The organism is Streptomyces sp. NPDC059832 (genome assembly GCF_042731715.1).
GTDB lineage: Bacteria > Actinomycetota > Actinomycetes > Streptomycetales > Streptomycetaceae > Streptomyces.
In genome coordinates this window covers 308,046-314,455 of record NZ_JBHWIY010000011.1, presented here as the reverse complement: position 1 = coordinate 314,455, position 6,410 = coordinate 308,046, and the positions used below count along the sequence as shown (strand labels likewise).

The 6,410-nt window shown below is 71.1% G+C and carries 6 protein-coding genes; all 6 read left to right on the top strand.

The window, feature by feature from the left end:
• Positions 1-1,602 (top strand): ADP-ribosyltransferase (locus tag ACFV8T_RS21960; protein ID WP_385329860.1); only part of this gene is annotated, 1,602 nt, incomplete at its 5' end.
• Positions 1,599-2,000, top strand: a complete 402-nt coding sequence (locus ACFV8T_RS21955) for a hypothetical protein (RefSeq protein WP_385329857.1) — start codon at positions 1,599-1,601, stop codon at positions 1,998-2,000. The genes ACFV8T_RS21960 and ACFV8T_RS21955, both read left to right, overlap by 4 nt.
• 30 nt (positions 2,001-2,030) lie before the next feature.
• Complete coding sequence (locus ACFV8T_RS21950; protein WP_385329854.1) at positions 2,031-2,825, top strand: DUF6508 domain-containing protein; 795 nt, start codon at positions 2,031-2,033, stop codon at positions 2,823-2,825.
• A gap of 256 nt (positions 2,826-3,081) precedes the next feature.
• On the top strand, positions 3,082-3,393 hold the full coding sequence (locus ACFV8T_RS21945) for a hypothetical protein (RefSeq protein ID WP_385329852.1): 312 nt from the start codon (positions 3,082-3,084) through the stop codon (positions 3,391-3,393).
• Positions 3,394-3,496: 103 nt separating this feature from the next.
• Entirely contained in the window at positions 3,497-4,870 is a 1,374-nt protein-coding gene (eccD, locus tag ACFV8T_RS21940) for a type VII secretion integral membrane protein EccD (protein ID WP_385329849.1), read from the top strand.
• Between the two features lie 53 nt (positions 4,871-4,923).
• The gene (locus ACFV8T_RS21935; protein WP_385329846.1) at positions 4,924-6,393 is read left to right on the top strand and encodes a hypothetical protein; all 1,470 of its coding nucleotides are present in this window, start codon (positions 4,924-4,926) and stop codon (positions 6,391-6,393) included.
• Positions 6,394-6,410: the final 17 nt, after the last annotated feature.

The window sequence follows — 6,410 nt, the reverse complement described above, 5'->3', positions numbered from 1 at the left end:
GCGAAGGTGCTGTCCGTCGCGGGCAAGGCCGGCAAGGTCATCGACCCCATGACCTACATCGCCAAAAGCGCCGGCGCGGGCCTCTCCAAGATCGGCGACATCACCAAGGGCCTCAAGGGCATCAGCACCATCGAGATCCCCAAACTCCCCGACGGTTCGGTGCAGTTGCCCGACGGTCGCCTCCTGGAGCCCAACGGGAATCTGGTCGCCCCGAACGGCGTGGTCGAAACGACTCCGATCCCGCACGACACGGTCCCCCACACCTCGGGCCTGCCGTCGTCCTGGCAGATTCAGCAGCCGGTGCCGTCGGGAGTTCACGCGGGAGGCGGCTTCGACCACGTACCGGGCGGAGCACCCGGCCACGTACCGAACGGATCCTTCGGCCCCGCCCCAGCACACTTCGACCCGGCGAGCCACGTACCCGGCGGAACACCCAACCACGTACCGAACGGATCCTTCGGCCCCGCCCCAGCACACTTCGACCCGGCAAGCCACGTACCCGGCCATGTCCCGGGCGGCGTCGGCGGTCACGTCCCCACCGACCACTTCCCGACGGGCGCGGGGCACGACATTCCTGGCCACACGGCTCCGGGGCACGACCTGCCCACGGGCGCGCACGGACCGGGCCACGACGTACCCGGCAGCAACCCGCACACGACGGACGCCCCGCACACCCCGGGCCACGACGGACCGGGCGCGCACGGGCACGACGGTTCACACGGCGGCGGGCACGACGGGTCGCACAGCGGCGGGCACGCGGACGACGTGGCCGCGCACGGCGACGACGCGGCGCACGTCGGTGACCACGGCGGGAATGTCGACCCGCACGGCGCCGCCGGTGACGCGCTGCACGGCGCCGACGACGCGACGACGGCCGGGCATCACGGTGCGGACGGGCCGGGTGGCGGGGGTGCGGGTGATGGCTTCAAGTACACCCCGCACGTTTCCGCGGACGACTTCGATGATCTCCCGACTGCCGAGAAGCACGCGGTCGCGGCAGCCGAACTGACGGACGGTACCGTTCCGTTCGCCGACAACAAGGCCGCGATCGCATACGGTCGGAACCACTGGAACGACTATGTGGACAACTTGGACCCGTCCGCGAAGCAAGCCCTTCGGGACTACACGGGTGAGACGTTCCCCTCCTACCACGACATGAACGGCTACCTGAGGGGTACCGAGGGCTACGGTCCCAGCGCCGCGGTGACGCACGACATCGCCGAGATGGACCGAGTTCTGTCCACCCGTGCCGTGCCCGACGACATCATGGTCGTCCGGGGTACTGGTCTGGGTCACCTCAAGCTGGACTCCCCATTCGACATGCTGGGCCAGACGTACCCGGACAAGGGGTACACCTCGACCTCCCTCGGTAACCACCCGGTGTCCGGCTTCGCCGGCAAGGAGGCGATCCTGCACCTCCGCGTACCGAAGGGGACGCCCGCCCTGTGGCTGGAGAAGGTCTCGAAGTTCGATGTGGAGGAGCGGGAACTGCTCCTGGCCCGCGGTTCCGAATTCAAGGTGACCCGTGTCTTTATGGACAATGGTCAGGTCCAGGTCTATGGGGAAGTCCTGCCTTCGAATAAGGGAGCGGTGCACGGATGAGCAACGAACAGCGGCCCAATCCGCGGTTGAACGAGGATCTGTTGTTCAACGAGGCGCCCGGAGGGCCACCGCGCTACAGCCGTCTGTCCCACAAGCCCGTCCAATACCTGACAGTGGCGGGTAAGGACGGCGAGGTGATCGGCTACGTGTGGGCGAACGACGAAGACGACGCCGCCGGGTGGTTGGTGCGCAAGGCAGGCGGTGACGAGGCATTCAACAAGGGCGCCAGGTGGGCCAGGAAGCTCCACGACGCAAAGGCCCGTGGGATTGTGCCGACGTCCGCTCTGGCGGAGATGATTCAGGAGTCGGACCCCACGAAGAGCAGCTATGTCGTGCCCGGATCCTTGACCGAGGCACCGAACGTCGAGGTGGTCAGGAGCCTGGCCGACGCGGGCTGAGGCCCGGCCCACCCACGGCAAGAGCGGACCATGACGTACCAACCCGACGCACCGCGATACCGCGCCGAGACCGACAAGCCGGTCCATCACCTCGCCGTCGCCAACGCGCGCGGCGAGGCGATGGGCTATCTGTGGGCCAACGACGAGGATGACGCCGCGGGTTGGTGCCTGCGGCCGGCCGGCGACCGGGCCGGGTTCGACGAAGGGCTCGAATGGTCCGCGAAGCTCGGCACCGCCAAGGCGCGCGGGCTCGCACCCACAGCCGCGCTCGCCGAGCTGGCCCGCGGCTCGGACCCGAGGTGCGTCAGCCATGTCGTCCCGGACTCCCTGGCCGCGGCCCCGTCCCTGGCCGCGCTCAGGGAGCTGGCCCATGTCGTCACCGAGGCCGACGACCGGCGTCTGCTGGCTCAGCTCGACCGCGAGAACGCCGACGCGTGGCGCGAGCTGAGGAGCGCGCTCGCCGCGCTCACGGACGAGGACCGCGTCGTGCGGTGGTCCGAGGGCGGGAAGCAGCCCGACGGCACCTGGCGGATGAGCTACCCGCTCCACGGCGAGCGGCTCCAACGCCTGGTGCGCGCGCTGCCCGCCGTCGGCGCGGTGACGCCCGCGTACCTGTGGCGGGACAACCCGCCGCCGGCCGTGCCCGCCGACGGACGGCTGAGTCCGGCCGACGCGGTGCGTGCGGCCACGGCCGTGGTGCGTGGGGAACGCTTCTCCGACGGGACGATCGCGCAGGCGGCGGGGGACGGTCTTCTCGACGCCGTGGCCGAGTCGTTGTGCGCCTGGTACGAGGCCGTGGCCGACGGCTCGCGGGACGATCCCTGACGAATACGGAATGCGCGTTCGCCGTGCTCGCTCGTGCCGCAACCTGGGCTGTACTGCCTGCTCGCCCATGCCTTATGTTGCAGGAGTGAATTAGGGGATTCCCGTACGGTGCCCGCCGACTGATGCGGAATATGCCGCTCCCCCGGAGTGGGCGGGAGTGACCCGGCCCCGGCCGCCGTTCCGCACGCCGGCAGGCCCATGATGCAGCGACCATGACCGACGCAACGTACGACTGAGGCAACGGACGACAAGACGAATGGCACGGGATTACGACAGCCAGCTTCTGGAGTCGGTGGCGGTACGGCGGCGCAGGATGCGCGACGCACTGCTGTTCGGCGCGCAGCGGGCACGGCGTACGGCGGACGAGCGGCTCGGGAAGGTGTTCGCGGGGATCGCCATCGCCGCCGTGCTGTGCGCGGGATGTGTGGGGTGGTCGTTCGTCCAGAACATGCTGGAGAAGCAGAAGGCCGAACAGCAGAAGCAGCAGCGCCAGGAACAGCAGTACCAGCAGCCGACGAAAACGGCGCAACCGGAGAAAACCGGGGAATCGACGAAGAATCCCCAATAGGTCAGTAACTCCGGCAAATTCAGAAAGAGTTCCCCGCAAAGGGAACTGAGAAGGCGCTAGTAGCATGGGCACGCCAAGCTGCCCGACTCCTCAAAACGTCGCGATGATAGGTTCCCGTAAAGTGGTGAGCACAGCAACGACTTCCCGAGCGCAGCTCAGCCGGGTGACTCTGGTCGGTGAGCGACGCCGGGCCGATATCGTCCTGCCGTCCGACACCCCGATCGGGCAACTGCTGCCGGACATTCTGCAATTGCTGGACGACCGGGCGGCAGCGCGCCCGATGACACGGCAGTTGATCACGTCGGACGGCTCCGCGCTCCCCCACGACAGCACGCTGTCCTCGGCCGGGATCGCGGACGGTGCGGTGCTCCGGCTCGTCCGGGCCCACTCCGCGCCCCCTGCCCCGGTCGTGCACGATGTCACCGACCTGGTGGCCGACGATCTGGATCTGCAGGCCTGGCGCTGGCGTCCCGCCGCGCGCCGGACGAGTGCGGGTGTGGCGTCGGTGGCCTTCGCGGTGGTCGCCGCGCTGCTCGCCCGACGTGAGTTCGCCCTGGACGCGCTGACCGGCGCCCTCACGGCCGCCACGCTCGTCCTGCTGGCGGCCGGTGCGCTCATCGCGAAGATCGGGCAGGGCAACCGGGGCCTGGCGACGGCGCTCCTGCTCGCCTCCGGCAGCCTCGGCATCCTCACCGCCTGGACCGCCGCGGACGCCTACGACTGGGCGGGGACCTCGCGGCTCGCCGCCGTGGCCGCCGCGCTGGTCCTGACGCTGGTGCTCCTCGGCTACTTCTCGCCGCTCGGCCGCGGCGGGCTCATCGGCGCCGTCGCCACCACCGCGATCACCGTGGTGTGGGAGGCCGTCGCCGCCGTCCAGGACGATCTGGCCCGGCTCGGCGCGGTGATGGCCGTCTTCTCCGTCGTCCTGCTCGGACTGCTCCCCCGGCTCGCCCTGGCGGCGTCCGGGCTCACCGCGCTCGACGACCGCCGCTCCGGCGGCGCCTCCGTCAGCCGCCACCAGGTGGGCAACGCGCTGGCGGCCACCCACCGCGGCCTCGCCCTGGCGACGGTGATCACCGCGGTCTCCGCGGCGGCCGGCGGCTGGCTGCTCACGCTGGCCGACAAGCCGTCCGTGTGGACCGTGGCGCTCCCCTCGCTGGTGGCCCTCGTGCTGCTCTCCCGGGCGCGGGCCTTCCCGCTGGTCGCCGAGGTCGTGGCGCTGTTCGCCGCCGCCGCGGTCCTGGTCGTGCGTCTGGTCATGCTGTGGATGCAGCACGCCGGGGGCGCCGGTCCGCTCGCCCTGCTGGTCGTGGCCGCGGTGCTGCCGCTGCTCGTCCTGGCGGTGCAGCCGCCCGAGCATGTGCAGGTCCGGCTGCGGCGCATGGCCGATCTGGTCGAATCCATCGGCGTGGTGGGGCTCTTCCCGCTCGCCGTCGGTGTGTTCGGCGTGTACGGACAGCTGCTCAACAAGTTCTGAGTCGACGCGCAGGTGCTCCGGGCGGGGCAGCAGGGCGAATAAGAAGGGCAGACATGCCGAACGAAGACAACTGGCAGGGCGATGTGCTGCGTGCCATGAGGGGCGGCGCCGCCCAGGAGGGCGCGCAGGGCCCCGGCGGTCAGGGGTACGGTGCGCCCGCGCAGGGTCAGGGCGGTCAGGGCGGTCAGGGCGGTCAGCCGTACGGTGCCGCCGTGCCGGGTCCCGGCCTGCCCGCGCAGAACGCCCACGCCTACGGGGCGCCCCAGCAGCACGCCGGGTACCAGGACCCCCAGCAGCCCCAGCAGCACCTCGGCTATCAGGAACAGCAGCAGCCTCAGCAGTACTCGGGCTATCAGGAACAGCAGCCGGCCCAGCAGCACCCCGGCTACCCGGGACAGCAGCAGTACGCCGGGTACCCGGAACAGCACCAACCGCCCCAGCAGTACCCCGGATACGAGGAACAGCAGCAACCGCACCAGCAGCACCCCGGCCACCAGGAGCAGCAGGCCGTGGCCGCCCACCCCGTCGGGCAGGCGCAGCCGCAGCAGGTCCAGCCGCAACAGGCGCAGCCCGCGTACACCCCGGGCACCCGGCCCCACCACACCCCCGACTCCCGGCCCGTGGTGGACCGGCAGCTGGCCGCCGTCGGGCGCAAGGCGCGGCGCGGCGAGCCGTTCGCCGCACGGGCCGCGCGGGCCCTGCGGGTGAGCGTGTCCTCCTCGGCCGCCCGCGAGGTCGCCCGTACCACCGCCACCGCCGAGATGCTCCAGCAGCCGGTGACGACCGGCCGGCAGATCGCCGTCACCTCCATCCGGGGCGGCGCGGGCAAGTCGACCGTCGCCGCGCTGCTCGGCTCCACGTACGCGCACTACCGCCAGGACCCGGTCCTCTTCGTCGAGGCCGACCCGGCGCTCGGCTCGCTGCCGCTGCGGCTCGGCGCCGAGTCGCTGCGCTGGACCACCGGTGACCTGGCGGGCATCATCGAGCCGCAGATGTCGCTGCTGGACATCACCGGCTATCTCGTCCAGCTCCCCGGCAACGCCTGGCTGCTGCCCGGCAGTCAGGGCCAGATCGGCGCGATGCTGGACAGCAGGGCGTACGAGCGGGTCATGGTGTCGCTGCGCCGCTACTTCGGCGTCACCGTCGTCGACTGCGAGACGCTGCCCGCCGAGGTCGCCCGGGTCGCGCTGTCCGCCGCCCAGGCCCGGGTGCTGGCCGCGCCCGCCACGCTGGAGGGCATCACCAGCACGTACGCGGTCCTGACCTGGATGCAGTCGCTCCCCCGGCAGGTGATCGCCGGCACGGTCGTCGTGCTCAGCGAACTGGTGCCGCACCCCGGACTCGATCTCGACGAGGCGGCGGAGAAGCTGAAGGCCACCGGCGCGAGTGTCCAGGTGCTGCCGTACGACCGGCATCTGGCGGCCGGCGGCGAGATCCGTACCGAACTCCTGGCGCACGCGACCCGGGAGGCCACCACCCGGCTCGCCGCGGACGTGTTCCGGCTCTCCCAGCAGCACCACTGATCACCGATCGGCAGCAC